Origin of the sequence: Pseudomonas sp. RW409 (assembly GCF_003184125.1) — a bacterium.
Taxonomy (GTDB): domain Bacteria; phylum Pseudomonadota; class Gammaproteobacteria; order Pseudomonadales; family Pseudomonadaceae; genus Aquipseudomonas; species Aquipseudomonas chlororaphis_I.
Map to the genome: position 1 here is coordinate 1 of NZ_QHHP01000002.1, position 26275 is coordinate 26275.

24 protein-coding genes are annotated in these 26275 nt (G+C 65.2%); 13 read left to right on the forward strand and 11 right to left on the reverse strand.

Going from position 1 to position 26275, the window contains the following annotated elements:
- Window positions 1-276: 276 nt before the first annotated feature.
- Both DK261_RS00130 and DK261_RS00135 read left to right on the forward strand, forming a co-directional pair.
- A complete protein-coding gene (locus DK261_RS00130; RefSeq protein ID WP_110175116.1) occupies window positions 277-1338 on the forward strand; it encodes an aromatic ring-hydroxylating dioxygenase subunit alpha in 1062 nt (353 codons plus the stop codon).
- 108 nt (window positions 1339-1446) lie between these two features.
- Complete coding sequence (locus DK261_RS00135; protein WP_110175117.1) at window positions 1447-2397, forward strand: PDR/VanB family oxidoreductase; 951 nt, start codon at window positions 1447-1449, stop codon at window positions 2395-2397.
- 6 nt (window positions 2398-2403) lie between these two features.
- Here the strand turns inward: DK261_RS00135 and DK261_RS00140 are convergent, their stop codons facing one another.
- The 6 genes from DK261_RS00140 to mdlC all read right to left on the reverse strand — a co-directional run bounded on the left by DK261_RS00140 (window position 2404) and on the right by mdlC (window position 10865).
- Window positions 2404-3117 (reverse strand): GntR family transcriptional regulator, encoded by a 714-nt coding sequence (locus DK261_RS00140; protein ID WP_009048558.1) that lies wholly within the window; start codon window positions 3115-3117, stop codon window positions 2404-2406.
- Window positions 3118-3874: 757 nt separating this feature from the next.
- A complete protein-coding gene (locus tag DK261_RS00145) occupies window positions 3875-5128 on the reverse strand; it encodes an OprD family porin (RefSeq protein ID WP_110175118.1) in 1254 nt (417 codons plus the stop codon).
- A gap of 126 nt (window positions 5129-5254) precedes the next feature.
- Window positions 5255-6730, reverse strand: coding sequence for an aldehyde dehydrogenase family protein (locus DK261_RS00150; RefSeq protein ID WP_009048556.1), 1476 nt, complete (start codon window positions 6728-6730; stop codon window positions 5255-5257).
- Window positions 6731-6805: 75 nt separating this feature from the next.
- Entirely contained in the window at window positions 6806-7744 is a 939-nt protein-coding gene (locus tag DK261_RS00155; RefSeq protein ID WP_009048555.1) for a ketopantoate reductase family protein, read from the reverse strand.
- A gap of 9 nt (window positions 7745-7753) precedes the next feature.
- Complete coding sequence (locus DK261_RS00160; protein WP_009048554.1) at window positions 7754-9187, reverse strand: MFS transporter; 1434 nt, start codon at window positions 9185-9187, stop codon at window positions 7754-7756.
- 91 nt (window positions 9188-9278) lie between these two features.
- Entirely contained in the window at window positions 9279-10865 is a 1587-nt protein-coding gene (gene mdlC, locus DK261_RS00165) for a benzoylformate decarboxylase (RefSeq protein WP_110175119.1), read from the reverse strand.
- A gap of 108 nt (window positions 10866-10973) precedes the next feature.
- Between mdlC and DK261_RS00170 the strand changes: the two genes are divergently transcribed.
- Window positions 10974-11876 carry a LysR family transcriptional regulator gene (locus DK261_RS00170; RefSeq protein WP_016702624.1) on the forward strand — a complete coding sequence of 301 codons (903 nt, stop codon included), beginning with the start codon at window positions 10974-10976 and terminating at the stop codon, window positions 11874-11876.
- Here the strand turns inward: DK261_RS00170 and DK261_RS00175 are convergent.
- A complete protein-coding gene (locus DK261_RS00175) occupies window positions 11873-13204 on the reverse strand; it encodes an MFS transporter (RefSeq protein ID WP_016702625.1) in 1332 nt (443 codons plus the stop codon). The genes DK261_RS00170 and DK261_RS00175 overlap by 4 nt on opposite strands.
- Window positions 13205-13746: 542 nt before the next feature.
- On the opposite strand from DK261_RS00175, the gene DK261_RS00180 reads away from it, so the two are divergent.
- From DK261_RS00180 to DK261_RS00205, 7 genes are all read left to right on the forward strand, one after another.
- Window positions 13747-14328, forward strand: a complete 582-nt coding sequence (locus DK261_RS00180) for a hypothetical protein (protein WP_009048550.1) — start codon at window positions 13747-13749, stop codon at window positions 14326-14328.
- Between the two features lie 201 nt (window positions 14329-14529).
- Complete coding sequence (locus DK261_RS33445; protein WP_016702627.1) at window positions 14530-14664, forward strand: hypothetical protein; 135 nt, start codon at window positions 14530-14532, stop codon at window positions 14662-14664.
- Window positions 14665-14855: 191 nt separating this feature from the next.
- Window positions 14856-15173, forward strand: coding sequence for a hypothetical protein (locus DK261_RS00185; protein ID WP_110175120.1), 318 nt, complete (start codon window positions 14856-14858; stop codon window positions 15171-15173).
- A 265-nt stretch (window positions 15174-15438) separates the two neighbouring features.
- The gene (locus DK261_RS00190) at window positions 15439-16923 is read left to right on the forward strand and encodes a tyrosinase family protein (RefSeq protein WP_110175121.1); all 1485 of its coding nucleotides are present in this window, start codon (window positions 15439-15441) and stop codon (window positions 16921-16923) included.
- 10 nt (window positions 16924-16933) lie between these two features.
- Window positions 16934-17707, forward strand: coding sequence for a DUF2182 domain-containing protein (locus tag DK261_RS00195; RefSeq protein ID WP_016702630.1), 774 nt, complete (start codon window positions 16934-16936; stop codon window positions 17705-17707).
- Complete coding sequence (locus DK261_RS00200; RefSeq protein ID WP_110175122.1) at window positions 17700-19781, forward strand: hypothetical protein; 2082 nt, start codon at window positions 17700-17702, stop codon at window positions 19779-19781. Before DK261_RS00195 ends, DK261_RS00200 begins: the two co-directional genes overlap by 8 nt.
- A 58-nt stretch (window positions 19782-19839) precedes the next feature.
- Entirely contained in the window at window positions 19840-20175 is a 336-nt protein-coding gene (locus DK261_RS00205) for a hypothetical protein (RefSeq protein WP_009048545.1), read from the forward strand.
- Window positions 20176-20211: 36 nt separating this feature from the next.
- Here DK261_RS00205 and DK261_RS00210 read toward each other — a convergent pair whose 3' ends face one another.
- Complete coding sequence (locus tag DK261_RS00210; RefSeq protein WP_110175123.1) at window positions 20212-20880, reverse strand: isoprenylcysteine carboxylmethyltransferase family protein; 669 nt, start codon at window positions 20878-20880, stop codon at window positions 20212-20214.
- Between the two features lie 305 nt (window positions 20881-21185).
- Here DK261_RS00210 and DK261_RS00215 point away from each other — a divergent pair, with 305 nt between their 5' ends.
- The 3 genes from DK261_RS00215 to DK261_RS00225 all read left to right on the forward strand — a co-directional run bounded on the left by DK261_RS00215 (window position 21186) and on the right by DK261_RS00225 (window position 23094).
- Window positions 21186-21656: an arsenate reductase ArsC gene (locus tag DK261_RS00215; RefSeq protein ID WP_038579708.1), complete on the forward strand. Its 471-nt coding sequence runs from the start codon at window positions 21186-21188 to the stop codon at window positions 21654-21656.
- Window positions 21656-22390, forward strand: coding sequence for an arsenical resistance protein ArsH (arsH, locus tag DK261_RS00220; protein ID WP_110175124.1), 735 nt, complete (start codon window positions 21656-21658; stop codon window positions 22388-22390). The genes DK261_RS00215 and arsH overlap by 1 nt, the downstream gene beginning before the upstream one ends.
- 86 nt (window positions 22391-22476) lie before the next feature.
- Window positions 22477-23094, forward strand: a complete 618-nt coding sequence (locus DK261_RS00225) for a DNA-3-methyladenine glycosylase (RefSeq protein ID WP_016702634.1) — start codon at window positions 22477-22479, stop codon at window positions 23092-23094.
- A 176-nt stretch (window positions 23095-23270) separates the two neighbouring features.
- On the opposite strand, the gene dctM is transcribed toward DK261_RS00225, so the two are convergent.
- From dctM to dctP, 3 genes are all read right to left on the reverse strand, one after another.
- Window positions 23271-24554, reverse strand: a complete 1284-nt coding sequence (gene dctM, locus DK261_RS00230; protein ID WP_025809386.1) for a C4-dicarboxylate TRAP transporter large permease protein DctM — start codon at window positions 24552-24554, stop codon at window positions 23271-23273.
- Window positions 24554-25186 (reverse strand): TRAP transporter small permease, encoded by a 633-nt coding sequence (locus tag DK261_RS00235; protein ID WP_092418314.1) that lies wholly within the window; start codon window positions 25184-25186, stop codon window positions 24554-24556. Before DK261_RS00235 ends, dctM begins: the two co-directional genes overlap by 1 nt.
- Window positions 25187-25275: 89 nt before the next feature.
- Entirely contained in the window at window positions 25276-26265 is a 990-nt protein-coding gene (gene dctP / locus DK261_RS00240) for a C4-dicarboxylate TRAP substrate-binding protein DctP (protein WP_110175125.1), read from the reverse strand.
- Between the last annotated feature and the right edge of the window lie 10 nt (window positions 26266-26275).

Consider the following 26275-nt stretch of genomic DNA (forward strand, 5'->3'; position numbering starts at 1 on the left):
CCCCAAGAGATGCCCGCCGCATGAGCGGCTTCCCGCTCGCCAGTTCGGGTCGACGAACGTCGACATCCCCCACCTTTATCGCTGACGTTTTTTTGCCATTGGGAGTGTTTTACAACACTTACAAATGGATCCATTAAAAACGAAGACTACAACTAGAAGTCCGATAATCGCCCATAAATCCACCTAAAATCGCGCTTTTATCGTTGACACTCAAACACCACCGCCTCTCTAATGGATCCATTAAATAAAAACAATCACTCGCCTGGAGAGCCTTCCATGTACCCCAAGAACACTTGGTACGTTGCCTGCACCCCCGATGAAATCGCCGACAAGCCCCTGGGGCGGCAGATCTGCGGGGAGAAGATGGTGTTTTATCGTGGCCTGGAGGGCCGGGTCGCGGCGGTCGAGGACTTCTGCCCCCATCGCGGTGCGCCGCTGTCGCTGGGTTATGTGGAAAACGGCAACCTGGTGTGCGGTTATCACGGCCTGGTGATGGGCTGCGATGGCAAGACCGTGGAAATGCCCGGGCAACGGGTGCGCGGCTTCCCCTGCAACAAGACCTTTGCCGTGGTCGAGCGCTACGGCTTTATCTGGGTCTGGCCCGGCGACCAGGCGCTGGCCGACCCGGCGCTGATCCATCATCTGGAGTGGGCGGTCAGCGATGAGTGGGCCTACGGTGGCGGGCTGTTCCACATCCAGTGCGACTACCGCCTGATGATCGACAACCTGATGGACCTGACCCACGAAACCTACGTCCACGCCTCCAGCATCGGCCAGAAGGAAATCGACGAGGCGCCGCCGACCACCAGGGTCGAAGGCAACGAAGTAGTCACCGCGCGGCATATGGAAAACATCATGGCCCCGCCGTTCTGGCGCATGGCCCTGCGCGGCAACGGCCTGGCCGACGACGTGCCGGTGGACCGCTGGCAGATCTGCCGCTTCACCCCGCCCAGCCATGTGCTGATCGAAGTCGGCGTGGCCCATGCCGGCCAGGGCGGCTATGACGCGCCGGCGCAGTTCAAGGCGTCGAGCATAGTGGTGGATTTCATCACCCCGGAAAGCGACACCTCGATCTGGTACTTCTGGGGCATGGCGCGCAACTTCAATCCGCGGGACGAGGCGCTGACCGCGAGCATTCGCGAAGGCCAGGGCAAAATCTTCAGCGAAGACCTGGAGATGCTCGAACGCCAGCAACAGAACCTGCTCGCCCATCCCACGCGTAACCTGCTCAAGCTGAATATCGACGCCGGCGGCGTGCAGTCGCGGCGGGTGCTGGAGCGCCTGATCGCCCAGGAACGCGCCGGCGAAACGCAGCTGATCGCCACGGCCACGGCCTGATCCTGCGCGGCATTTCACCGGTGCCGCGCCCTGCCCTTTACCCAGCCTTTTACCCAACAAAAGAAACAGAAGTGACCGCCACGGGCGGCAGCACTCGGAGGACCGACGATGATCGATGTGGTGGTGGTATCCCGTAACGACGAAGCCCAGGACATCTGCAGCTACGAGCTGGCCAGTGCCGATGACAGCCCGCTGCCGGCCTTCAGCGCCGGCGCGCATATCGATGTGCACCTGCCCGGCGGCTTGATCCGCCAATACTCCCTGTGCAACCACCCCGAAGAACGCCATCGCTACCTGATCGGCGTGCTCAAGGACCCGGCCTCACGGGGCGGCTCGCTGGCCATGCACGAGCAGATCCACCCCGGCACACGGCTGACTATCAGCGAACCGCGCAATCTGTTTCCGCTGGCCCACGAAGCCCGGCGCCGCCTGCTGTTCGCCGGCGGCATCGGCATCACCCCGATCCTGTGCATGGCCGAACGCCTGGCCCACAGCGGCGCGGATTTCGAGCTGCACTACTGCGCCCGTTCGCGGGAGCGCGCAGCCTTTGTCCAGCGTCTATGCAGCTCGCCTTTTGCCGACCGGGTGTTCCTGCATTTCGACCAGGAACCCGAGACAACGCTGGACGCAGCCAAGGTCCTGGCCACGCCGCGCAACGACGTTCATCTATATGTGTGTGGTCCCGGCGGCTTTATGCAGCACGTGTTGGACACGGCCAAGGCTGCGGGCTGGCAGGAGCCCTGCCTGCATCGCGAGTACTTCGCCGCCACCCCCGTCGACACCCGCGCCGATGGCAGTTTCTCGGTAAAGGTCGCCAGCAGCGGCCAGGTCTTTGCGGTGCCAGCGGACAAGAGCGTGGTGCACGTCCTGGAGAGCCATGGCATCGACATTGCCATGTCCTGCGAGCAAGGGATTTGCGGCACCTGCCTGACCCGGGTGCTGGAGGGGGTGCCGGAGCACCGCGACCTGTTCCTCACCGAGGACGAACAGGCGCGCAACGACCAGTTCACCCCCTGCTGCTCGCGCTCGAAAACGCCGCTGCTGGTGCTGGATATCTGAAGGGATTCAGGCGGGGCGGAGAATGACCTTCATCCGCTCGTCCGCCGCCGCGCTGCTGAAGATCTCGGCATAGCGCAGGGTGGCGTTGGCGTGCTCGCGCATGATCGCCTCGGCCCGCGCGCCCTGGCGATTGACCAGGGCATCGAACACCGAATGGTGCTGCATATGGGCGTAGTTGAAGCGCCGGTATTCGCGGGCCATGTCCTGGCGATCCACCGCCAGAGCGGTCACCGAGGCGAACGGCAGATGATCGTTGCGCGCCAGGGCATCGGCGATCGCCGGGTTGTGGCTGCCTTCGACAATCACCTGGTGAAAACGCATGTTGAGGTCGTGATAGACCTCCAGGTCGTCCTCGGTCACATAACCCTTGGCGAACAGCTGGTCGCCCTGGGCCAGGCACAACTCAAGGGCCGCCCGCGCCTCCTGCGACAAACCGCGCTCGGCGGTCTGGCGCGCCGCCAGCCCCTCGAGCACACCCCGCACCTCGACCGCGCCGGCGATGTCCTCGGCACTCACCGAACGCACCTGGAACCCACGCCCGCCAAACCGCACCAGCAGGCCTTCCTGCTCCAGGGTACGAAACGCCATGCGCACCGGCATCCGCGACACCCCGAACAGCTCCGCCGTGGGAATCTCCATCAACCGCTCCCCCGCCGCCAGCTCGCCCGAGGCGATCATCTTGCGCAGCGCGACCAGCACCAATTGACCGGGCTTACTCATCCAGGCAACTTCCAGAAAACGTGGGCCGCCATAGTACCGCAAGCCTTGCGCCGACGGCATGCCGATACCGGCGTGGCGACCTCACCAACACCATCGCGGGCAAGCCTCGCTCCTACAGAAAATACGTAACCTACTGCCTCACAGCACACGCCTTCCTGTAGCCGTTGCCGAAGGCTGCGATAAGGCCGCAGGCCTTCAGCGACCTCAAGATCCTGCGCCCCCTTCGGGGTCGATCGCAGCCTCGCAGGCTCGGCAGCGGCTACAGGGAGCGACTCAGCCCCAGGCCGGCCGGTAGGCCGCCGTCTTGCTTTTGATCTGAAAGCCCCGTTAACCACGATGGCCGAACGCAGGCATTGAGCCGTGGGTAACCCGGCAGGGATGCCGGGTTAGCCGCCCCAGGCCATGGATGGCCTGTGGCGGCGGCCCACGGATCAATGCCTTCGTTCGGGCATGCCGAGCCTAGGCGAGGCACCGAGTGGTGGGGCAAGAGCGTTTTGCTTACTTTTGCGCTTTTCAAAAGTGAGCCGCCGTAAGGGCGGAACCCTAAGCCGCCGTTACCGCAGGAATGGATATGTACACCGTCCAAAAAATGCAGCGCCAGCACGGACGCCATCGCGGGCAAGCCTCGCTCCTACAGAAGCCTGCAAACGTGCCTGCCATGACATGTACGCCATCAAAACGGCAGCGCCAAAACAGACATCATCGCGGACAATCGAGCGTCGACCGGCCGCGCCTACCCGCGACGGAGCTGGAAGGTTCAGAACGACAACGGATAGCTGACAATCACCCGAGTCTGATCAAAGTCGCTGTTAAAGCTGCGCCGATTGGTAGCGTTATTCACCCGCACACTGAGATTCTTCAGACTCCCACTCTGAAAGGTATACCCCACCTCCGTATCCCGCTCCCACTCCTTGCCATTGCTCCCGGCCTTGGTCGTGGCATTCTCGCCATGCCCATAGCGCACCATGGCCAACAACCCCGGCACGCCCATGGCGGCAAAGTTGTAGTCATAACGCACCTGCCAGGAACGCTCGTCGGCATTGCTGAAGTTGCCGTTGAACATATCGTTGCCCAGGGTCCGGCCGCTGCTGCCGTACACCGACATCCACGGGCTGTCGCCACTGACCTTCTGCAAGCCCAGGTACAGGGTATGCCCGGCGGTTGAGGCCGAGAGCAAGGCATAGGCAGTGCGGCTCCGGATCTCGCCGATGCGCGCCTGGCCGTCATCCTTGTCGATGAAATAACCAAGGTTCGCCCCCAGCACCCAGTCGCCCACCGACTGCTTGTGCAGCAGGTTGAAGTAGCTTTGCTGATAGATGTCTTCCAACTGCGCATGCCAGGCACCGACCAGCGTGCGCTGCTGGTTGAAGCGGTACTCGGCGCCGGCATAGGTGAAGCCGTCGGAGGCCACCCCGGGCGCGGCCCAGGCCGAGAGGTCCTGCATGTCCGAGGAGTTGCGCAGGCTCACCGAACGGTACTGCCCGGCCTGCAACCCCAGCCCGGCGATTTCCCGCGAATCGAGCATCGCCCCGCGGAAGGTCTGCGGCAGCAGCCGGCCGTCGTCGTAGCGCAGCAGCGGAATGTCCGGCAGCAACTCGCCAACCTTCAATTCAGTGGCGGAAATACGCATTTTCGCCGCCACGCCGGCGCGGCCGTAGTTGTCCGCCGCGCGCCCATCGTCGTGCACTGGCAACAGCTCCGAACCACTGGTGCCGCGCCCGCTGTCGAGCTTGACGCCAAACATGGCGATGCCGTCCAGGCCGAACCCGACAAGGCCCGGGGTGTAGCCGGAATTGAACTTGAGGATAAAACCCTGGGCCCATTCCTCGACCTTGCTCTTGGCCGCCCCGGGATCGCGAAAGTCCCGATTGAAGTAATAGTTGCGCAGCACCAGGTCAGTCTTGGCGTCGTCGAAAAAGCCGCCTTCTTCGGCCCAGGCCGGCAGGCCCGTGCCCAGTGCCAATGAAGCCGCGGCCAGCGAGCGCGCGAGGATGCAGTGAGGGGTGTTCATTATTATTGTTCTCCGCTTTGCATAGGCGCAGCCGTTCCCCGACAGGCCGCTCCAGGCCCGCCTCCTATCGGCTGCAAGAATGCCCGGCCTTGTTCAGGGGCCGGGCGAGATCGTCAGCTCAACGCATCAGAAGGGATAACGACGCGCCGAGTGCTGCACGCTGATCCAGTGATCGCGGGTGAACTCATCGATCGCCCAGTCGCCGTTGAAGCGCCCGAGCCCCGAGTTCTTTTCCCCACCGAAGGGCGCGTTGGCCTCGTCGTTCACCGGGATATCGTTGATATGGGTCATGCCCGCGCGAATCTGCCGGGCGAAGTTCACCCCACGCTCCAGGTTGCGAGTGAACACCGCGCTGGACAGACCGAATTCGCTGGCGTTGGCCAGCTCCAGGGCATGGGTCTCGTCCCGCGCGCGCAGCAGCCCCACCAGCGGGCCGAAGATTTCATTGCGCGCCAGGTCCATGTCGGCTGTGACCTCGCCGTAGACATGGGGCGCCAGCAGGTTGCCCTGGGCCCCGCCCTCGTAGAGCGGCTCGGCGCCTTCGCGGCGGGCCAGCTCGATCTTCTCCCGCAGGCCTTGCAACTGCCGCTCATTGATCACCGGGCCGATGACCGTCTCGATCGATTGCGGATCGCCGACCTTGAGGCCCTTGACCCGTTCGACGAAGCGCGCGGCAAAGGCGTCGTAGAGGCTGTCGTCGACAATGATCCGGTTGACCGCCATGCAGATCTGCCCCTGGTGCAGGAACTTGCCGAACACCGCCGCGTTCACCGCCTGTTCGAGATCGGCGTCGGCCAGGACCACGAACGGGCTGTTGCCGCCCAGCTCCAGGGCCACATGCTTGAGGTGTGCGCCGCCACTGGCGATACGGCCGATGCCACGCCCCACCGGGGTCGAACCGGTGAAGGTGATCAACGAGGGAGTCGGATGCTCGACAAAGGCATCGCCGATCTCGCTGCCCGCCCCCACCACCACGCTGAGCACGCCCGCCGGCAGGCCGGCCTCCTCGAAGATCTTCGCCAGCAGCAGGCCGCCGCACACCGGCGTATCGCTGGCCGGCTTGACCACCACCGCGTTGCCCAAAGCCAGCGCCGGGGCGATGGAGCGCTGGGTCAGGTGCAGCGGGAAGTTCCACGGGCTGATGACCCCGACCACCCCCAGGGCACTGCGATAGACCCGGCTCTCCTTGCCCGGCACATCGGACTCGAGAATGCGCCCGTGAACCCGCGCCGGGAACGACGCCGACTCCAGGGCGATGGCCCGCGCCGCGCCCCACTCCAATTGCGCCTTGAGCCGGGTGCTGCCGGACTCGCGAATGATCCAGTCGACGATTTCCTCGCGGCGCCGGTCGAACACCGCCACCACCTGATGCAGCACCGCCGCCCGCGCCGACGGCCCGAGCGCCGCCCATTGCGGCTGCACTTCGGCGGCCTTGGCATAGGCGGCATCCAGGTCCGCGCGGTTGGCCTGGGCCAGTTCCAGCAACAGCGCGCCATCGAACGGGTTGCTCACCGCCAGGGTTTTGCCGGCGGCGCCGGCGCGCCACTCCCCGGCGATGGGTTGCAGGTGCAGATCGCTGTAGACAGCTGGGGACTCATTCATGACAAAACTCCTCGAAGGCAGGACTCACAGGAAAAATGGGCTCGCGACTCAGGCCGCCGAACCGGGTTTGCGTGGCTATTCATGACCGCCTCCGGTGGCCGCCCGCGCCTCGATCAGGCGCAGCAGCCCCAGCAGGGTTTCGGTGTACGGCACGGCGATGCCGGCCTGGCGCGCCCTGGCCAGGACCTCGCCATTGATCGCGCCGATTTCCGTGGGCCGTCCGGCCAGCACGTCTTGCAGCATCGACGGCTTGTGCGTCCGGTGGTGGGCGATGGCATAGGCCACCGTCTCCAGGCAGCGCTGCGCATCCGTTGCCACCCCCACCGACTGCGCGACGCTGAGCACCTCCAGCACGATGGCCCGGGCCAGCGCCACGCCTTCCGGCGCGGCATCCAGTTGCCCCACCGTGCAGCCGGTGACGGCGCACAGGCTGTTCAAGGCCGCGTTGAACGCCACCTTCTCCCAGATCGAGGTCCAGACCTGCGGGTCCACCGCGCATTGCAGCCCCGCCGCCTCCAGCACCGCGGCCACCTGGTTGCTGGCCTGGCGTTCGACACCCTCCAGCGACATCAGCCGGACCACGCCCTGGCCATGGGAGCGGACGTGGGCCGGCCCGGCCATGTCGGCGGGCCAGGTGGTCATGCCGATCATCACCCGTTGCGGGGCGACGTGGCGGCACAGCGCTTCGGCGTTGCCCAGGCCGTTCTGCAAAGTCAGCACCCGCGTGTGCTCGCCGATATGGCCGGCAACACTGCGCAGCGCACTGTCGGTGTGCTGGGCCTTGGTGAAGACCAGCAGCAGGTCAGGCTGGCCCGTTACCTGCTCTGGCCGGCAGGCGCTCAGGCCGCCGATGCGTCGGTCGCCGCTGTCGGTCTCCAGGCGCAATCCCTGGCGGCGGATCGCCTCCAGGTGCGCGTCGTTGATGTCCAGCAGCGTGACCTGCTGCCCGCTTTCCGCCAGCAGGCCGCCAAACAGCGAGCCCATGGCGCCTGCTCCGAGAATGCTGATGTTCATCGAACCTCCTTATGGCTGTGAGGGTTGATCGGCAAGGTGCTGCTTGTCGGCCCGGGCTGATCCAGGCACCCGCCGGGGAATATGGCGGCGCACCAGCACCAGGGCGATCAGCGCCAAGACCATCACCGTTCCGAGCAACGTCAGGTAAGCGTGGGCGCCGCCCTGGGTGATCACCGTGGCGCCGACGAAGGCGCTGAGGATCGCGCCCATGCGCCCGAAGGCCAGGGCCGATGCGGTGCCGGTGGCGCGCACGGCGGTGGGATAAATGAAGGCGCACAGCGCATAGAGGGTGGACTGCACGGCGTTGACGAACAGGCCATGTACACCAAAGCCGAAGATCAGCAGGCTGGTGTTCTGGTCGACGTCCACCGCCTGCATGGCGAAGGCGCTGGCTGCGCCGCCGGCGCAGCAGATCAGCAGCGGCCAGAACGAACCCCAGCGGGTCATGGCGACCGCACAGACCAGCGCGCCGATCACCCCGCCCAGGTTGTAGGCGGTAAGGCCCGAACTGGCCAGCGCCAGCGGCAAGCCTTCGGCCAGGAGCATGGTCGGCAGCCAGCTGAAGGCGCTGTAGACGGCGGTCAGGCACATGAAGAACGCCACCCAGACCGCCACCGTATCGCGCCCGTAGCCGGGGGCGAACAAGGCACGGAAGCCGCCCTGCTGCTCGCTCTTCTGCTCCAGCGCATCGGTGTAGCGCACGCCCTCGGGCATGGGTCGGCCCATGCGTCCCAGCAGCGCGGTCAACTCGCCCCAACGCTGCGGCCGGCGCGCCAGGAAACGCGGCGACTCCGGCAAGGTCGCCAGCAGCAACAGGCCCAGGACGATGGGCAGGCTGCCGCCGATAAAGAACAAGGTGCGCCAGCCATACAGCGGCAGTACGTGGGAGGCGAACAGCCCCGCCAGCATCCCGCCCAGGGGCACACAGACGATGGTCGCCGTGACCGCCAGGGTGCGGCGGCGCGCCGGGGTGAATTCGGCGGTCATGGTGGTGGCGCTGGGCAAGGCACCACCGATGCCCAGCCCGGCGATAAAGCGCAGCGCCGCTACGGTCAGGGCATCCGGCGCCAGGCCGATGGCGCAGGTCGCGGTGCCGAACAGGATCACGCTGGCGATGACCGCCATGCGCCGGCCGAAACGGTCGGCGAACAGCCCGGCGCAGGCACTGCCGATGCCCATGCCGATCAGCCCGGCGGCCACCGCGGGGGCGAAGGCCTCGCGGGTGATCCCCCATTCCTTGATCATCAGCGGTATGGCGAAACCGATGAGCTGACCGTCGAAACCGTCCATCACGATCGACAGCGCGGCCAGCAACACCACGATCTTCTGCATCCCGGTGTAGGGCCCGTCATCGAGCAAGGTGCCGATATCGGCACTGCCGGCAACAGGCCGCGATTGCCGGGGCGTCCCCTCCATCACTTCACTGACCGAAGTCGTGTTCATAGCCACCTCTTTTTATTGTTGTGGTGAGTGTGCGCAAGGCGCGGTTGGCATTGCCGGGCCTGCAGCCCGGCGCAAGCTCAGTCCTTGAGAATCAGGGTTCGATGGTCAGGGTCGGCACCTCGATCAGTACCGGGCGATCGCCGGCCAGGGCCGCGCTGAAGGCGGCGGCGAACTCGGCGCCGGTGGCGGCATGCACCGCCTGCACGCCGTAGCCCTGGGCGATGGCGCAGAAATCCAGGCCCGGCACGTCCAGCCCCGGCGCATCGCTGACCTGTAGCACATCGGCGAACCAGCGCAGTGCGCCGTAGGTGCCGTTCTTGAGAATGATGAACACCACCGGGATGCCGTACTGGGCAGCGGTCCACAGCGCGGTGATGCCGTAGTTGGCCGAGCCGTCGCCGATGATCGCCACCACCCGCCGCCCGGGCGTCGCCAGTTGCACGCCGACCGCGGCCGGCAAGCCGAAGCCCAGACCGCCGGCGGCGGGAAAGAAGTAACTGCCGGGCTCGCTCATCTCCACCCGCTGCCAGAACGCGCCGACGGTGGAGGTGGATTCCTTGACGTAGATCGCGTCCCGCGGCGCCAACTGGTCGATCAGGTCGAACACCGTTTCCGGGCGCAGCAGGCCGCCCTCCTCGCGCACCGGCGCCGGCAGCGGCAAGGCGCTCGGCAGCGGCCGTTCGCTCTGTGGCAGCACGTTGACCAGGGCTTCGAGGGTCAGGGCGATGTCGCCCACCAGCGCATCACCCATGGGCGCCCGCGCCGCCTCGCCCGGATCGCAAGTCAGGTGCACCAGTTCACAGTTCGCCGGCAGGTAATCGCCCGGGGCGTATTGGTGGTAGCGGAACACCGGGGCGCCCACCACCAGGATCAGATCGTGCTCGGCCAGGCAGCGGCTGATCCCGGCGATGGCCGCCGGCAGCACGCCACGGAAACACGGATGACGGGTGGGGAACGGGCAACGCGAAGCGGAAGGCGCGACCCAGGCCGGCATCCGCAGTTTTTCCGCCAGCTGCACCGCCAGGCCGTTGCTGCCGCTGCCGTCGACATCCGGGCCGAGCACCAGCACCGGACTGCGTGCCGCCGCCAGGCGCTCGGCCAGCGCTTGCAGTTGCGCCGCCGAAGGCAGGCCGGCGTTGGCCACCTGGCGCCGCGCCAGATGCTCGACCCCGGCCGGCGCCGCGCAGGCCCAGTCGTCATAGGGAATCGACACATACACCGGCCCGCGTGGCGCCAGGCTGGCCATATGGATCGCCTGGCTCAGGGTGCGCGGCACGTCCTGGGCCGAGGCCGGCTCGTGGCTCCACTTGACCAGGGGCTTGGGCAGTTGCGCCGCATCGACGTTGGCCAGCATCGCTTCCACGCCGACCATCGAGCGCACCTGCTGCCCGGCGGTGATCACCAGCGGGCTGTGGGAGTACCAGGCATTGGTCAGCGCGCCCATGCCGTTGCCGGTACCGGCGGCGGCATGCAGGTTGACGAAGGTCGGCTTGCCAGTGGCCAGGGCATAACCGTCGGCCATGCCGACCACCGCGCCTTCGTGCAGGCCGAGGATGTAGCGGAAGTCCTCGGGAAACCCCTTGAGAAACGGCAGCTCGTTGGAGCCAGGATTGCCGAAGATGGTGGTCAGGCCTTGCTCGCGAAGAATCTCGTAGGACGCAGAGTGAACGGTTTTCATAAGGACCCTTGTTATTGGATTTCGGGTTACTCTTGCAGCCGCTACAAAATTGATCAAATCGATACTATCTCTATCAAAAATAAGACCTGTCTATATCCCAGGGGCACCATGAGCCACATCGATCTGAACCTGATCCGCACCTTCGTCACCCTCTACGAAGCCCGCAGCGTGACCCTGGCCGCCGAGCGCCTGTTCGTCACCCAGCCCTCGGTCAGCTATGGCCTGGCGCGCCTGCGCGAGCTGTTCGACGACGCCCTGTTCAGCCGCACCCGCGACGGCATCCAGCCAACCTTTGTCGCCGAGCAGTTGTATGGCCCCTTGCGCGAATCCCTGACCCGCATCGAAAGCACCGTGCAGGGCTGTCGCCACTTCGACCCGGCGAGCACCGAGCGGCGCTTTCGCATCGCCCTCTCCGACCTCGGCGAAATCGGCTTTCTGCCGCTGATCCTCGCGCGCTTGAACCAGGACGCGCCGCTGGCCGAAGTCGAGGTCCTGCCCCTGCAGGTGGACCAGGTCGGCGAGTGGCTGGCCAGCGGCAAGGTCGATGCCGCGATCTGCCGCCAGCCGGTCCCCGGCGTCCGCAGCCGAGTGCTGATGCACGAGCGTTATGTGTGCCTGCTCAGCACCGGCCACCCGCGCATCGACCAGCAGTTGAGCCTGGAACAGTTCCTCGCCGAACGGCACGTCGCCGTGACCCGCACCACCGGCCACGGCAATGTCGAAGACGTGCTGAAAAACATGAACGTGGAACGGCGCATCAGCCTGCATGTGCCGCACTTCTCGGTGCTGCCGAAAATCATTCCCGGCACCGACCTGCTGGCGGTGCTGCCGGCACAGATCGCCCGGCTGTTCATCCACGAAGGCGAGCTGAAGCTGCTCGAACTGCCGTTCCCGGTGGCCGAGTTCGCCGTGTCCCTGAACTGGCATCCCAACAGCGACAGCTCCGCCGCCTTGCGCTGGTTCTGCGACACCATCGCCGACGCCATCATCAGCGGCCAGGGCCAGAACTAGACGCCGGCCATCGCCGGCTGCGCCCGGGCCCGGGCCGGCTTGAGCAGCAACAGGCAGCCGGCGGCGATCACGAACACGCTGGCAAACACCCCGTACAGATGCAGCGGCTGCCAGCCACCATCCAGCAGGAAGCCGGCCACGGTCGGCGAAAGGATCGCGCCGATGCGGCCGATACCGATGCCCCAACCAACGCCCGTGGCGCGCACCGAGGCGTCATAGACCACTGGCGACAGCGCATAGAGACCGGCCACGCAGCCATTGGAAAACAGCCCGATCAGCAACCCCAGGCCGAGCGCCGCGGCAATCGACGAGGCCGAGCCGACGAACAGCACCAGCAGGCCGGCGGTGATCAGCATGAACAGCGCCAGCACCCGGCCCAGCGGCCAGCGCGAGGCCAGGCCGCCGATCAGCGCCGCGCCGAAGATCCCGCCGACGCTGAGCAGCACCCCGCCGGTGATCCCCTGCTGCGCCGAGAGCCCAGCGGCCACCAGCAGTTTCGGGGTCCAGCTCATGACGAAGTAGAAGCCGAACATCACCAGGAAAAACAGCAGCCAGATCAGCAAGGTGGTGCGGCGCATGGCCGGCGCCAGCAACTGGCCGAAACCGCTGGGCGCGCCGGGTTGCCTGGGCACCTCTGGCGGCAACTGTTCAAGCTCGGGCTGCTCCAGGCGCCGGGCCAGGCGATTGACCCGCGCCAGGGCATTGCCGGGGCGACGGGCAAGCAGGAAGTCCAGGGATTCGGGCAGCCACAGCAGCACCAGGGGAATCACCAGCCAGGTCACCGCACCGCCGAACAGGAACACCGAGCGCCAGCCCCAATGGCCCAGCAACCACACCGCCAACAGCCCGCCCAGGGTGGCGCCCAGGGCATAACCGGTGGATTGCAGGCTGACCGCCAGGCCGCGCCAGCGCTTGCTGGAATACTCGCTGGCGATCACGTTGCTGCTGGCCAGGATGCCGCCAATACCGAGTCCGGTCAGGCCGCGCAACAGCGCCAGTTGCAAGGGAGTCTGGCTCAGGGCCGAGAGCAGCATGCCGAGCCCGGACAGCGCCAGGCAGAACAGGATCAGCGGACGCCGGCCGAACCGGTCGGCCCAGGGCGCGATAAACAGCGAACCCGCCGCCATGCCGAACAATCCGGCGCTGAGCAGCAGGCCGACCTGCGCCCCGTTCAGCCCCCACTCGGCCGAGACCGAGGCCGCGGTGAAAGCCATCACCAGCACGTCGAAACCGTCGATCATGTTCAAGACAATGCAGATGCCGATGGCCAGGCATTGGAAGGCGCTCATCGGGCCGCTGTCCACGCGGCTCTTCAGGTCGAGCGTCATGACCGCACCTCCCCAGCGCATAGCGGCGACAGCGAGAGGGAAAACAGCAGCGTGCACACAGACAGACGGCGGACGGAACCCAGGCAGTTCCGCGCCCTTGATAAGCCATTCATGACGAGACCCTTCTTGTAGTTTTTATCGGGGACGGTCGGGAGGGACCCGCCATCGCCAGGTGGCTAATCAACCATCCAATGGATCCATTAACAATAGGTGAGATTGAACCAATCCCTGGAAAGACGACTGAAATCCATGGAGAAATTCTGAGGTTTTTTATTTACTCAATAGAAATCAATCATTTATTAAAACAATCATCTATAGATTTTTTCGGGCGATTATCGACCAGACTCAGCCGGCACAGACTGTTGATGATCTTGTGGCTGTGTGCGGCTAAAGAATCCCGATTTATTGGATCCAATAACCTCAACGTTATGTAGGCAACCCGCACAATCCGTCATCTACCGAATGACAGTCCGCCCGAGGTGCGCGACCATGCCCATCGCTGCTCCCAGGCGCATCATCCACTGAAAGGAATCTCCCGCCCCATGACTAGCCGTCCGCTGTTCGCCCTGCTGCTTGCCCTGCCCATGTTGCTGCTTGGCGGTTGCGACCGCCCCATCCGCTGGATGCACCCCGATCCGTCCAAGGAGCTGCTGATCCGGGCCATGACCGAGCTCAACGGCTTTCACGCCTACGACAGTAGCGGTCATGAAGACAACAGCCTGATCACGGGTGTCGAAGCCATGCGATTGCTGGAAGACAGCACGAAAATCACCGAGAAGACCCCGGACTTCATGTTTGTCGAGATCAAGGGCCGGACCCTGACCATCATCGGCTACTCGCAGACCTACCGCCCCCGGGGCCAGGACCACCAGACCCCGATGATCTACAGCTATGTCGGCGAGCTGAAGCGGGCACGTTATGCTCTGCCCCATATGGCACCGAACATTGACGACCTGAAGTTCACCTCCAGCCCGCAAGAGAAACTCAAGGTGGCGCTGCTGCCGCTGTCCAGCGGGCGAGTGATCTATCCCGATTTCAATGGCGACCTGAACATCGGCTCCGAAGGTGGCCGCTACAGCCAGATCAGCGCCTTTACCCGCAAGGACTGGGACGTGATCTTCTGACATCCTCGGCCGGGATTGGCGAGTCGACGCCGCAGCACCGGCCCGGGTGCCGACCAGCTGAACCCCGAACCAGCACCGTTGCCGTTACGCCCTCCTGCATCAGCAGGATGACCTCGTCCTTAGACAACCTGTAACAACTCCGGCTGGCCCCGGCACCGCTTAAATGAGATGGTCCGCTGTTGATTGTTTTGGAGGCATGTCATGACTACATTTCAATTCATCGCAGGCATGGTCTTTTGTCTGGCGGGACTGGGCGTGAGGGCCTACCTGACCGTGCAGCATCCAGGGGAAGAAAAGGCCTGGCGTTCGTCCAGCGTGCGAAAGTCCGCCAAGTAAGCCTTGCCCCCTTCTTTGAATACCGCTGATGGCCTTCCGGCCAGCCCCGCCTGGACCAGGTGGAGGCCCATGAAAAATGCCCGTCTCTCGCGATACGGGCATTTTTTTCCGCTCAAGAAATCAGTCATCCCGCCCGATGCTGGCCGGCAACAATGGCAAAATAGCCGCCGTCCATGCCCGAGATCGTCTCTATGCAAAGCACTCCCACCCTCACCGCCCGGGAAATCTGTCAGGTACTCAGGGAACTGGCGCTCGGCACCCGCACCCTGGGTCCATCGAGCCACCGCGTTTTGCTGGCGGACGATATCTGGCAGGTGCGGCTCGATATCGAAGGCTGGACCCTGACCCTGGTCAACCATGGCCAGACCCTGAGCCATTGCGAGCAATGCCATTCGCCGGATGGCCGGGTCGAGATGCTCGACGCCTGGCAGCGCTACGGCACCGACCCGGTCAAGCTGCTGAGCATCTGGGAACACCAGCAGTTGCAGCGCCTGCTGCAGGCGTTGTGAACAAAGGTTCCTTCCATTACACCCAGGCCAATCCCCCGCCCGTCTGCTTAAGGAGCCAAAACCCGTGTCGTTCATCGGGATAACGGGAATCGGCCATGGCGTTTTTGCCGGGCTTCTATACTCATTTTCGCAGAGGCGCGCACCAGCACAGCGGGCCTCATGAGCGCAGTTCCGCCGTGAACATGAAGTCGCCAGCGGCAAAGGATTGCGAGGGGTGTGGCGCCACACGCGCCACCTGGCCTGATGCTGCAAGGAAGGTGCATTCATGAACACGATTCGACAGGATGTGGCAACACTCGGCTCCGGATGGAACAACAAGGTCCTGCTCAATTACGCGCTGGCCATGCGCGAACTGGACAAACTACCGATCACCAACCGCAACAGCTGGAAGTTTCTCGGCGCCATCCACGGCTTCGATCGGCAGTTGTGGGTCGAGGTCAATGTCCTGGGCGATTCCGATCCGGTTCCCAAGGACCTGACCAACTTCACCTACGGCAGCCAGTGCCAGCACGGCAGCTGGTACTTCCTGTCCTGGCACCGCGGTTACCTGGCGGCCTTCGAGGCGATCGTCGCGGCCAAGGTCAAGGAACTGACGGGCGACGACTGGGCGCTTCCGTACTGGAACTACCTCAATAGCAAAAACCCGGACGCGCGGCGGGCTCCGGAGGCGTTCCTGGCGGACACCCTGCCGGACGGCAGCCCCAACCCGCTGAAGAAATACCCTCGCCGGCAGGGCTTTACCACGCTGCGGCCGAACTCCCTCGATGCCTTCAGCCTGGCGGCGATGCAGGAGAACGATTTCCAGGTCGGCAATGACGGCAGCATCGGCTTCGGTGGCGGGGTCACCGGCAATTTCGCCCAGTTCGCCCGCTGGACCGGCGACCTGGAGAACAACCCGCACAACACCGTGCATCGCCTGATCGGCGGTGGCGAAGGCTTCATGGCCGATCCGTACCTCGCCGCCCTGGACCCGATCTTCTGGTTGCACCATTGCAACGTCGACCGGCTCTGGGAAGCCTGGATGAACACCCCGGGCAAGACCATGGTCCGCGATCCGCGCTGGCTCGACGGTCCGGCCGACCGCCGTTTCATCATGCCGGCGGTCGGTGGCAGTGACCCTGGCATGAAATTCACCGGCCGCGACACGTTGAAGGATGGCAAATTGCATCCGCGTTATGCCGACTTGAGCATCGGCACGGGCGTGAAACCAGGAGTAGAGGCTGTGACACGGGTCAAGATGGGTGCGCCGGAACAACAGAACATCGAACCGATCGGCGCCAACCGATCGGTGGTCACGGTCGGCGGCTCGCCAGTACGCACCCAGGTCGACCTCGACCGCCAGGCCACCAGCACCGGCATCGCCGCGATGGGCGCGACGGACCTGGGCCAGCCGGTGACCCGGCTCTACCTGGCGCTGGAATCGGTGCGCGGCTCCGCGCCCTCGCCGCAGCTTGCGGTCTACATCAACCTGCCGAAAGACAGCGATCCGCAGCAGCATCCCGAGTGCCATGCCGGCAGCCTGACGCTGTTCGGGCTGAACGTCGCCTCGCGCCCGGACGGTGGGCACGGCGGCCACGGCCTCGGCTATACCATCGACATCACCGACCTGGCCCAGCGCCTGACCGATGCCGGCGACTTCAACCCGGACTATCTGCGGGTGACCCTGGTCCCGGGCGAGCAGGTCTCGGCGGATAAACCGGTGACCGTGGAGCGGATCAGCGTGCTCAAGCGCAGTGGTATCGTCAGCTGAGTAACGCCTCATGCAACCCGGACCGGTCTTGCTCAGCTTCACCCGGGCGCCCTGGCCGTTGCTGTTCGCGACGGCCGGGCTGGGCCTGGCCCTGTGCCTCTACACCGCCGGGCACCGCAGCCTTCCCGCCTTCTGCAGTGCTGTAGGTGGGCTGTCCATCGTCACCAGCTGGCCCACCGCGCTGAAAGCGGAACTGGCGCTGAACCCGGCGCAGCAGATGCTGGCGGACTGGGCCCTGATGCTGCTGGCGATGATGCCGCCCCTGCTGGCGATGCCGCTCCTGCATGTCTGGCACTCCAGCCTGCCGCGCCGGCGCATCCGTGCGGCGCTCGGCTTCCTGCTCGGTTACACGATCTTATGGATGGCCGCCGGGCCGCTGCTGATGGGGCTCGCCTTGCTGCTGCAACTGAGCGTCGCCGGCGCGGCGCTGGCCACGGCCCTGCTGGTTGCCCTGCTGTGGAGTGCCAGCCCGTGGCAACGCGCGGCGCTCAACCGTGGCCACCGCCTGCGCCGGATCGGCCTGTTCGGCTGGGCCGCCGACCGCGATTGCCTGGTGTTCGGCGCAACCCACGGGGCCTTGTGCATCGCTTCGTGCTGGGCCTGGATGCTGGTGCCGCTGCTGGGCGGGGCCTGGCACATTCCACTGATGCTGGTGGCCGGGGCCATCATGCTGGTCGAACGCCTGGCACCGGGCGATCGGCCGCGCTGGCACTGGCCAGCGATTCTCCCTCGACTCGATCTCTGGCTCCTTATGACGCGCAAGGTGGCGCACGCCCATGACTAGACGGACCTGCCTGACGATCGGCGTGAGCACGCTGACGCCGCTACCCAACCAGACACTGCGTTTCGCCTACCTGGACGGCGCCGTGCTTGCCGCCCGTTCGATCGGCGACTGGGCGTTGCGCTCGGGCTTCGGCGCCGACAACGTCAGGATCGTCGACGACGGCCCCATAGACGGCCAGGGCAATCCGGTCACCCGCGAGCGGGTGCAGCAAGCGGTGGACGAGCTGTTCCCCGCGGGCGCCGAAGTGGTCGAGCAATTGATCCTGGCGTTTTGCGGCCATGGCCTGACCGACGCGAATATCGGCTCGATCTCCTGGCTGTTCAGCGACTCGCTGCGCCAGAAATACCGGGTCCTGGCCGACTCGTTCTACACCGAGTTGCTGCTGCACGGCGTGCAGCGCATCACCCTGATCACCGATGCCTGCCGCGAAGCGCCGAAGAACCTCGACCTGACGCGACTGGATGCGGTGCGCGGGATCGTCGTGCAAGGCACGCAAGTGGAAAACCCCAGGTTCGATCGCCTCGCTGCCTGCCAGGACGGGCAGCTGGGTTACATGGTGTCCGAGCCGATGTCCGGCGCTCCGGGCAAATGCGTGTTCTCCGGGGTGATCGCCGATGCGCTGTGGGGCATCGAGCCGACCGCCATCAGCAATGGCCTGATCACCACCGCGACCCTCGGCATGTGCGTGCGCTCGCGCACCACCGAGCGGGCGAAAGAATATCGCCTCAAGCTCAACCCGCAGTGCCTGGTCGATCCGGAACCGGCCGTGCTCTACAACACCGCCCAGCCGTTGCCGGGCCCCGCCGGGTTGCAGCCCTGGCCAGCCGCGGGCAACGCCGCCACCATGGGGCCGTCCCCGGCGGCCGGCCCGGTGGATTCCGCCGAGCATAACCTTGAGCGGGTCCACAGCGACGCGGCCTTTCGCGAGCGCATGCTCGGCGCCGATTTCGGGCTCAAGCAGCACGACCTGACAGTTCCCGCCGACCAGATAATCAGCATTCCCGACTCCAGCAAGGAGCTGCTGCAGGACCTGGTGGTGCTCCGCCAGCAGAGCCCGCGCTTTCCCGAGAAGAGACAGAAGGTCAAGGCGCTGGTCCAGCGCCTGGAAGCGGATGCCGCCGCCGAGATGCGCCAGTCCGCGGCCACCGAGGTTCGCCGCAGGATGAAACAGATCGGCGACCCCGGCGAGGCCAACCTGATCATCTACGGCGAGGGCGCGAAGCTCTTGTCCCGCAACCCGATCGAGCGACTGGACAGCACTTCGCTGTTCGAGACGTTCCACGCCCCCAGCGATCCCCAGGGGATGCCGGTCCTGGTGGCGCTGGCCGACGGCACCTTCACGCCGGTGGTGCCTTATGCGGGTCAGTACGCCGTGGTGATGCCCAGCCCCCTCGGCGATATTTTCCAGGCCTACGGAATGCCCAAGGCCCCCGACAGATACCTGGCGATGCTCGGCGCGATCGACGATTTCGCCGCTGGCCGGCTACAGGCCGAAGACATCGACCAGTTCGCCGCCGGCGTGTGCCATAAAAAGCATGCCGACCCCATGCTGGGGGTGATCTGCGCCTACCTGTACCGCGCCGTTGCCGACTACGACAGCATCCGGCGCCTGGCGTATTTCTATGCCGCCCAGGGCCAGCCGGTGCCTTTCGACATCGCCTTGCTCGGGGCCATGCGGGTGACCCGGGAGCCAGACCGCACCCCACAGCTGCAAATACCGGCCGTCAAGGCGCGCGCGCTCCGGCCCAAGGCGGCCAAGGCCCCCGACTATATCCGGCGCGCGACACCCGCGGTGCAGGCCTGGATCGGTGGGCGTTGCCCCTGGCTGGGGCTGGGCTGGGACTATGTCAACGACCCACGGCCGGAATGGGCCGCACTGGTCGAAGGGCTTGCCGAGCATGCCAAGGCGGTGCGGCACAGCGGATCCACGGTGCTGCCAGAAAAGGCTGCCCGCAAGCTGGCAAAAGCCTGGCGCCTGCAGCCATCGGCCTGCGAAGACCTGACGCGACCCGCGGTAGCCCGCCAGGCGCCCGCCAAGGAAACGAACCGGCCCGCGCGGCGGTCTGAACAGTGATGGCATTGAGAATGGGGCAGCGCCACAAAGCCCCGACATTCACAATGGAGGTCTCGTCATGAGCGCCCTGACGATCGAAGGCTGGTGCAAGTCCAGCGATGGGCAAAAATCCATGCCGCTGGGAGAGATCCATTTCTACGTCGATGGTCCCCTGCACCTGCGCCTGGAAGAAGCCGAGGAACGTCTGCAGAAAACCCATGAACAGGAGGCCATGGTCGACGTCGACATGGACACCATGGAGCTGATCATGCCCGAGGGGTACACCCCCCTGTCCGACTGCCGGATGCGCGTCTACCTGCAGCACGGCCGCGGCCAGTTCCACCTGGTGGGGCATCGAGCCAGCGATGGCAGCCTGATCTATAGCAATGCGGTGTTGATCGACCAACTGCTGTAGACCCGACATTGCCCTGGCCTTACCGCGGAGGCGCCATTACCAGAGGCCGGGGAACAAGCGCCAGCGCACCCGTTGGCAATAGTCGGCATAACCGGGCAACTCGGCCTGCAACAGCTGGTCCTCCCATGACGTGCGCAGGACCAGCAGCGCCGCCGCCAGCGCGGCGGGAAGCAGTGCCCAGAACGAAGCCAGCGCCATGCCGAAGAACAGGCACAGCGCGGCGAGATACCCGGGATGCCGCACAAAGCGGTAAGGCCCGCTATCGATGACCCGCTGCTGCCGCTCGGACTGGATCCGCACGCCCGGCTCGAAGAACGGATTCACCGCCTGCGCCCAGCCGGTCACTGCGATGCCCGCCAGCACCGCCAGATAACCCGCCAGCACCAGCCAGGCCGGAACAGCCGAGCCCTGCAGCCGCCCGGCATCGAGCGCGGCGACCGGCAGCACGGCTGCCATCGCCGGCAGGATGATCGCCAGCAGTTTTTTGTCCCAGCTTTTGGTGCCCGCCTGGAAGCGGCTGCGCGCGCGGTAGATCACCGGGTTGACCCGGGCGAGCACCAGGGCCGAAACACCAAAGCCCAGGGTCATGACGGCGAGGAATATCCAGCCGGGCCACCAGGCGATCGTGCCGGCTGGCAGGAAGATCAATCCCAGCAGCGCCAGCGGCAGGCCGATCGCATAGGCGATGGCTGTGCCGCGCGACATCGGGTCCGGATCCCGAGGTGTGGAAGGGGTTTGCATAGCGTTCACCCATAGGCAGAGAGATGAAGCCTGGCCCGGTAAACCTCATGGACAGGCCTGGCCTCTTCAGCCTGCGCCGAACCTGAAGCATAGACACCGGGTAAATCCCCTGCCCGATCCGGACCGAGACACGCAGCCTGCGTTCGGTCGCCCGGCCCTATCGGCAGCTTGGCAACGCGCCTTCGCATCCGTATATTCGAATAACCATATATTCAAGCCAGTGACGCCTGTTTAACCCCATGGCTCAATCCTTCTACCCGGAAGCCCCGATGAAAATCCTCTTCATGTGCACCGCCAACAGCTGCCGCAGCGTTCTTTCCGAAGCCCTGTTCAACCATCTGGCGCCGGCCGCTCATCAGGCGGTGAGTTCGGGCAGCTTCCCCAGTGGCACGCTCAACGCCCGCGCCCTGGCCACCCTGGAACAGGCCGGCGTCAGCACCAAAGGCCTGTACAGCAAAGGTTCGGAAGTCTTCGCCGACAATCCGCCCGATATCGTCATCACCGTCTGCGACAAGGCCGGCGGCGAGCCCTGCCCGGTGTATTTCGGCCCGGCGCTGAAAAGCCACTGGGGGCTGGAAGATCCTTCGGAAGTCCAGGGCGATGAGCAGGCGATCCAGGCCGCCTTCGAGCAGACCGTGCAGAAAATCCGCCAGCGCTTCGCCGCCTTCTTCGCCCTGGACCTCGACCACCTTTCGCCCACCGAGCTGAAAAATGCCCTCGACCGCATCGGAGCGCTGTGATGAGCGACGACCAAAAGCACAGCGAAGAACAGCTGTCCGCCCTTGACCTTGAACTGCTGCAAGCCTTGGCGCCGGAGCATCTGGAAACCCAGGCAACCGCCGCGCACAAACCGCGCATCCTGCTGCTCTACGGCTCCACCCGCGAGCGCTCGTTCAGCCGCCTGCTGACCCGGGAAGCGGCGCGCATTCTCGAATTCCTCGGCGCCGAAACCTACATCTTCGACCCCAGCGGCCTGCCCCTGCCGGACGATGCGCCGGTGGATCACCCCAAGGTCCAGGAACTGCGCGAACGGGTGCTGTGGTCCGAGGGCCAGGTCTGGTGCTCGCCGGAACGCCATGGCGCGATGTCGGCGGTGTTCAAGGCGCAGATCGACTGGATCCCCCTGACCCTCGGCGCGGTACGCCCGACCCAGGGCAAGACCCTGGCGGTGATGCAGGTCTGCGGCGGCTCGCAGTCGTTCAACACGGTCAACCAGCTGCGTGTGCTGGGCCGCTGGATGCGCATGTTCACCATCCCCAACCAGTCCTCGGTGCCCAAGGCCTTTCTCGAATTCGATGACCACGACCGCATGAAGGCCTCGCCCTACTACGACCGGGTGGTGGATGTGATGGAAGAACTGATGAAGTTCACCCTGCTCCTGCGCGGCCGCGCCGACCTGTTGGTAGACCGTTATTCGGAACGCAAGGAAAGCGCCGCGGCACTGTCCAGCCGGGTCAATCAGCGTTCGATCTAGCTCAGGCAATTCCAGCGCAAGAGACCGAGTGCAGCGCCGGGCATTGCTGGTTAATCTCTGGCGACGCCCATTGCCCAGGACTTTCCATGCCCGATCCATTGCTTGAGGCCCGCGCCTTTCTGGCCGGGCTCGACCCTGACTGGGCTCGTCATGTCGAGGCGGTCGGCCCGTGCCTGCACCAGGCCAAGCCGGCCCGCGAGCCCTGCGAGGCGCTGGTGCGGGCGATTGCCTATCAGCAGCTGCACGCCCGCGCTGGCGATGCGATTCTCGGGCGTTTTCTTGGCCTGTATGGCCCGGCGGCCTTCCCCTCCCCCGAACAAATCCTCGCCACCGATTTCGAGCAGTTGCGTGCCTGCGGTTTTTCCGCCGGCAAGATCGCCACCATTCGTGGTATTGCCGAGGCGACCTTGCGCGGTGTGGTGCCGGATTACGAGACGGCCCGGGCCATGGACGATGAGGCGCTGATCGAGCGCCTGACCAGCCTGCGCGGCATCGGTCGCTGGACCGTGGAGATGCTGCTGATCTACAGCCTGGAACGCCTGGACATCCTGCCCGCCGACGACTTCGGCGTGCGCGAAGGCTACCGCCGCCTGAAAGGCCTGGAGCGGCAGCCGACGCGCAAGCAGATGATCGAGATCGGCCTGTCCTTGCGCCCGCACCGCACGGTGGCGGCCTGGTATCTGTGGCGGGTGCCGGCGCGTTGAACGAGGGTTGATCACGGCAAGCCTGGCGCCCACAGAAACGTGTCCATCTCGATTCCGCACCACGCCCCCGTAGGAGCGAGGCTTGCCCGCGATGACGGTCTCAAGAACAGCATCGCCCCAAAGGCCCTCATCGCCAGCAAGCTTGGCTCCTACAGAGACCATGTACGCCCAGCGTTTCAGTTCATCCCCAACCAGTTCGGCAGCGCCAGGGAAATGAACGGCACGTAGGTCACCAGGATCAGGAACGCCAGCAGGATCATCAGCCACGGCAGCGCCGCGCGGATGGTCTGGCCCAGGCTCAGGCCGGTCACCGCCGAGGTGACGAACAGGTTCAGGCCCACCGGTGGATGCACCAGGCCGATCTCCATGTTGACCACCATGACGATGCCCAGGTGGATCGGGTCGATGCCCAGCTTCATGGCGATCGGAAAGAAGATCGGCGCCAGGATCAGCACGATGGCCGAGGGCTCCATGAAGCTACCCGCCACCAGCAGCACCACGTTGACCATCAGCAGGAAGCCGATGGGCGACAGCCCGGCATCCATGACGAAGGTGGTGATCTGCTGCGGGATCTGCTCGGTGGTCAGCACATGGGCGAAGAGCATGGCGTTGGCGATGATGAACATCAGCATGATCGACAGCCGGCCCGACTCCACCAGCACTTTCGGGCAGTCGCGCAGGCGCATGTCCTTGTAGACGAACAGCGCGACGAAGGCCGAATACACCGCCGCCACCGCCGCCGCTTCGGTCGGGGTGAACAGGCCGCTGTAGATGCCGCCGAGGATGATCACCAGCAACAGCAGGCCCCAGAAGGCCCGGCGCGCGGTGCTCAGCCATTCGCGGAACGACACCCGCGGTTGCGCCGGCAGCTTCTTGATCCGCGCGACGATGTAGATCACCACCATCAGGATCACGCCCAGCAGCAGCCCCGGGACGACCCCGGCCATGAACAGCTTGCCCACCGAGGTTTCGGTGGCCGCCGAGTACACCACCATGACGATCGACGGCGGGATCAAGATGCCCAGGGTCCCGGCGTTGCAGATGATCCCGGCGCCGAACTCCCGTGGGTAACCGGAACGCACCATGCCGGCCACCGCAATCGAGCCCACCGCCGCCACCGTTGCCGGCGACGAACCGGACAGCGCGGCGAACAGCATGCACGCCAGCACCGCGGCAATCGCCAGGCCGCCGCGGATGTGCCCGACGCAGGCATTGGCGAAATCGATCAGGCGCTGCGCCACGCCGCCGGTGGTCATGAAGGCCCCGGACAGCAGGAAGAACGGGATCGCCAGCAAGGTGTAGGCCTCAGAGGTTTCGAACAGCTTGATCGCCAGGGAACTCAAGGAGTCCGGGCTGAACAGCAGGATCGAGGTGGCGCCGGCGAGTCCCAGGGAAATGGCGATCGGCACGCCGAGGAACATGAAGACGAACAGCATCAGAAACAGGCAGAGAATGGCCATCAGTGCTGATCCTCGTGGTGACTGGCAAGCTTGCTGGCCTCGGCCGCCTCATCGGCCAGGCCCAGGTTGATCTGCCCGCGCATGAGGATGCGCCACATGATTTCCAGGTAGCGGATCAGCACCAGGGCAAAACCGAAGGGCACGATCATCGCGATATGCGACAGGTGAATGCCGAACTGGTCCAGGTCCTCGGCTTCGATGCCGGCCTGGATCAGCGCCATCAGCCACTTGAAGCTGGCGACCATGAACAGCCCGGCGTAGACCATGCAGCACAGGCAGGCGATCACCGCCAGCAGGCGCTGGGCCGGGCGCGAGGCCAGCTTGACCAGCGCGTCCACCCCCAGGTGCCCGGCGGTGCGCACACCGTAGGAAATCCCGAAGAAGATCAGCCAGCCAAACAGCATCTTGGTCAGCGCCACGCTCCAGACCATCTCCTGGGCCAGCTCCATGAGGAAGTCGCCGATCCCCAGGAACAGCGCGCTGCCCCCTTCCCAGGCGTCGCCGATGGCATAGAACAGCGGGTACAGGTTGTTGAGCACCACGTAGACGAAAGTCACCAGCGTCATGGCCGCCAGCAGGAAGGCGATGAACGCCTCTTCAAAATGTTCCCAGAACCGCCTCAGCCTGTGCATTGAGGTTCTCCGCGAAAGTGCCAGTGGAGTGCAGCCCGATAACGGCTGCCGATGGGCCGCTGCGAGCGCAGCGGCCGGGATGCAGGGCGTTATTGCGCCTGGTTGGCGGCTTCGGCGGCCTGGATCAGGTCGGCGCCGATATCGCCCTCGAATTTCTTCCACACCGGGCGCATGGCTTCGCGCCACTCGTTACGCTGCTCGGGGGTCAGGGCGACGATTTCGCTGGTCTTGGCATCGATGATCTTCTGCCGGGAGGTCTGGTTCAGGGCTTCGGCCTGCTTGTTCACCTCCACCGAGACCTCGGCCATGATTTTTTCCAGCTCGCCGCGCACATCCGGCGGCAGGCCGGTCCAGAACTTGGCGTTGGTGATCACCATGTAGTCGATCAGGCCGTGGTCGGTCTCGGTGAAGTACTTCTGCACCTCGTGGACCTTCTGGCTTTCATAGTTCGACCAGGTGTTCTCGGTGCCATTGACCACGCCGGTCTGCAGGCCCTGGTAGACCTCGGCGAAGCTCATCTTGCGCGGGTTGGCGCGCACCGCCTTGAACTGCTCCTCCAGCACGCTGGAGGCCTGCACACGGAACTTCAGGCCGCGGGCGTCCTTGGGTTCCACCAGTTTCTTGTTGGCCGACAGCTGCTTGAGGCCGTTGTGCCAATAGGCCAGGCCGAGGATGCCCTTGTCCTGCATGGCGGTCAGCAGTTGCTTGCCCTCGGCGTGCTGGAAACGGTCGACGGCGGCGAGGTTGTCGAAGAGGAATGGCAGGTCGTAGATCTGGATCTTCTTGGTGTACTGCTCGAACTTGGCCAGGGATGGCGCGAGCAACTGCACGTCGCCCAGCAGCAGCGCCTCCATTTCCTTGCCGTCGCCGAACAGCGAGGAGTTCGGGTACACCTCGACCTTGACCCGGCCCGGCAGGCGCTCCTCGGCCAGCTTCTTGAACAACAGGGCGCCCTGGCCCTTGGGGGTGTTTTCCGCCACCACGTGGGCGAACTTGATCACGATAGGGTCGGCGGCCTGCGCGAGACCGGCGCCCAGCAATGCGGCGGCACAGCACAACGCCCGGGAGAGCTTGAACATGGACTTCACC

What these genes read in the sequence shown, in the direction of transcription:
- dctP (WP_110175125.1), bottom strand. Translation starts at nt 26,265, where the DNA reads ATGTTCAAGCTCTCCCGGGCGTTGTGCTGTGCCGCCGCATTGCTGGGC.
- DK261_RS00210 (WP_110175123.1), bottom strand. Translation starts at nt 20,880, where the DNA reads ATGTCGCGCGGCACAGCCATCGCCTATGCGATCGGCCTGCCGCTGGCG.
- DK261_RS00225 (WP_016702634.1), top strand. Translation starts at nt 22,477, where the DNA reads ATGCCCGATCCATTGCTTGAGGCCCGCGCCTTTCTGGCCGGGCTCGAC.
- DK261_RS00130 (WP_110175116.1), top strand. Translation starts at nt 277, where the DNA reads ATGTACCCCAAGAACACTTGGTACGTTGCCTGCACCCCCGATGAAATC.
- DK261_RS00145 (WP_110175118.1), bottom strand. Translation starts at nt 5,128, where the DNA reads ATGAACACCCCTCACTGCATCCTCGCGCGCTCGCTGGCCGCGGCTTCA.
- DK261_RS00180 (WP_009048550.1), top strand. Translation starts at nt 13,747, where the DNA reads ATGACTAGCCGTCCGCTGTTCGCCCTGCTGCTTGCCCTGCCCATGTTG.
- DK261_RS00160 (WP_009048554.1), bottom strand. Translation starts at nt 9,187, where the DNA reads ATGAACACGACTTCGGTCAGTGAAGTGATGGAGGGGACGCCCCGGCAA.
- DK261_RS00175 (WP_016702625.1), bottom strand. Translation starts at nt 13,204, where the DNA reads ATGACGCTCGACCTGAAGAGCCGCGTGGACAGCGGCCCGATGAGCGCC.
- DK261_RS00135 (WP_110175117.1), top strand. Translation starts at nt 1,447, where the DNA reads ATGATCGATGTGGTGGTGGTATCCCGTAACGACGAAGCCCAGGACATC.
- arsH (WP_110175124.1), top strand. Translation starts at nt 21,656, where the DNA reads ATGAGCGACGACCAAAAGCACAGCGAAGAACAGCTGTCCGCCCTTGAC.
- DK261_RS00200 (WP_110175122.1), top strand. Translation starts at nt 17,700, where the DNA reads ATGACTAGACGGACCTGCCTGACGATCGGCGTGAGCACGCTGACGCCG.
- DK261_RS00235 (WP_092418314.1), bottom strand. Translation starts at nt 25,186, where the DNA reads ATGCACAGGCTGAGGCGGTTCTGGGAACATTTTGAAGAGGCGTTCATC.
- DK261_RS00185 (WP_110175120.1), top strand. Translation starts at nt 14,856, where the DNA reads ATGCAAAGCACTCCCACCCTCACCGCCCGGGAAATCTGTCAGGTACTC.
- DK261_RS00195 (WP_016702630.1), top strand. Translation starts at nt 16,934, where the DNA reads ATGCAACCCGGACCGGTCTTGCTCAGCTTCACCCGGGCGCCCTGGCCG.
- DK261_RS00140 (WP_009048558.1), bottom strand. Translation starts at nt 3,117, where the DNA reads ATGAGTAAGCCCGGTCAATTGGTGCTGGTCGCGCTGCGCAAGATGATC.
- DK261_RS00150 (WP_009048556.1), bottom strand. Translation starts at nt 6,730, where the DNA reads ATGAATGAGTCCCCAGCTGTCTACAGCGATCTGCACCTGCAACCCATC.
- dctM (WP_025809386.1), bottom strand. Translation starts at nt 24,554, where the DNA reads ATGGCCATTCTCTGCCTGTTTCTGATGCTGTTCGTCTTCATGTTCCTC.
- DK261_RS00190 (WP_110175121.1), top strand. Translation starts at nt 15,439, where the DNA reads ATGAACACGATTCGACAGGATGTGGCAACACTCGGCTCCGGATGGAAC.
- DK261_RS00215 (WP_038579708.1), top strand. Translation starts at nt 21,186, where the DNA reads ATGAAAATCCTCTTCATGTGCACCGCCAACAGCTGCCGCAGCGTTCTT.
- DK261_RS00170 (WP_016702624.1), top strand. Translation starts at nt 10,974, where the DNA reads ATGAGCCACATCGATCTGAACCTGATCCGCACCTTCGTCACCCTCTAC.
- DK261_RS00205 (WP_009048545.1), top strand. Translation starts at nt 19,840, where the DNA reads ATGAGCGCCCTGACGATCGAAGGCTGGTGCAAGTCCAGCGATGGGCAA.
- mdlC (WP_110175119.1), bottom strand. Translation starts at nt 10,865, where the DNA reads ATGAAAACCGTTCACTCTGCGTCCTACGAGATTCTTCGCGAGCAAGGC.
- DK261_RS00155 (WP_009048555.1), bottom strand. Translation starts at nt 7,744, where the DNA reads ATGAACATCAGCATTCTCGGAGCAGGCGCCATGGGCTCGCTGTTTGGC.
- DK261_RS33445 (WP_016702627.1), top strand. Translation starts at nt 14,530, where the DNA reads ATGACTACATTTCAATTCATCGCAGGCATGGTCTTTTGTCTGGCGGGA.